Consider the following 1,281-nt stretch of genomic DNA (forward strand, 5'->3'; position numbering starts at 1 on the left):
GATCCATTATTTTGGACTAGAACCGATCATCAACAGCGGTACAGTCGCCAATATCGTCTTCAATATGACCCCTAACGGTGACTTCATCTTCCTGGAAGATGACGGCGATCCGGGCAACGGCTTCTCTCGATTGCGTAGTGGCGATGCTGGCTTTGAGACAACCATTTTTGCTGACCCGACGAACTCGCTGACGATCAACGGGTTGAATGGGAACGACGCGTTGAATATCGATCCGAGTTTGGTGAATCCAATACCGGCCGGTGGGCTTTTCTTCAATGGCGGATCGGGCAACAACCTGCTGGCCCTGTTGCCAGCCACCTTCAATAATGTCACCTATGACTTCGCCTCAGCCTCGATCGGTGAGATTGACCTTGATGGCTCAATCATCAGTTATAGTGGCATCGAGCCCGTTTTTGACAACATCACCTCCACCGAGCGAGTTTTCAACCTGCCGGATCTGCCCAACACGCTGTTCCTGTCGGATAGCAATTTCCCCAACAATGTTTCTAGTCGTTTAACCAGCTTGGATTCAACACCCCAAATCGAATTCCGTAATCCGAGTGATGACATTTTCATTAATGGTGGCACGCTGGTCGACAAAATCAACATTGGTGACCTCGAGCCCGAACTAGATGCAACCATCAATTTTGATACTGGACTTGGTAATGATGTGATTACTAGCACCGTTGGCCTGAGTTTGACCCAGACTTTGCCGGATATGAACATTTTTGGTGGCGATCATACGGGTCCGACCGGTGACGAATTCAGGCTGGTAAGTGGGAGTGAGTTGGGTGATTTTAGCCTGACGATGGCGTCCAATGGTGATCGTCTGATTGGTCTGGAAGATGAATTACTCATCCTGCTCAACGGCATCGAGCGCTTCCAAAACAGGGTTCTGTTTGCCACCCACGATATTGAGTTTTCGCGGGCGATGCAGGCTCGAGTGGGTATTGCTCGAGCGTTGATTAACGAGCCGAGGCTCTATTTTATGGATGAACCGATTAGTACCCCTGAGTTAGGTCCAGCGACAGGCTTCTATTTTGAGAGTGTGGTGCCGACCACTGCGTTGTCGCTGACGACTGGAATAGGGGATGATGAGTTGCTGGTGGTGGGGTTACCGGCCGGTCTCAATCTTACCCTCGATGGCGGCGCTGACAACGACATTCTCACCGTCGATCCAGCTCATCCAGCCACTATTCTAAACTTCGAAATTGTCCAGGCTTTACTCGAGCAATTCCTGCCCATTATCGCCACGCCGTAATCTTTGTTGACAGCTTGTTG

The 1,281-nt window shown here is 50.4% G+C and carries 1 protein-coding gene; it reads left to right on the top strand.

Annotated features, from left to right (window positions below):
- On the top strand, nucleotides 1–1,261 hold a 1,261-nt coding region (locus F6K46_RS39820; RefSeq protein WP_293118217.1), incomplete at its 5' end, for an ATP-binding cassette domain-containing protein.
- Nucleotides 1,262–1,281: the final 20 nt, after the last annotated feature.

The sequence above is a fragment of the Moorena sp. SIO3E8 genome, from assembly GCF_010692445.1.
In the GTDB taxonomy this organism is placed as follows: Bacteria; Cyanobacteriota; Cyanobacteriia; order Cyanobacteriales; family Coleofasciculaceae; genus Moorena; species Moorena bouillonii.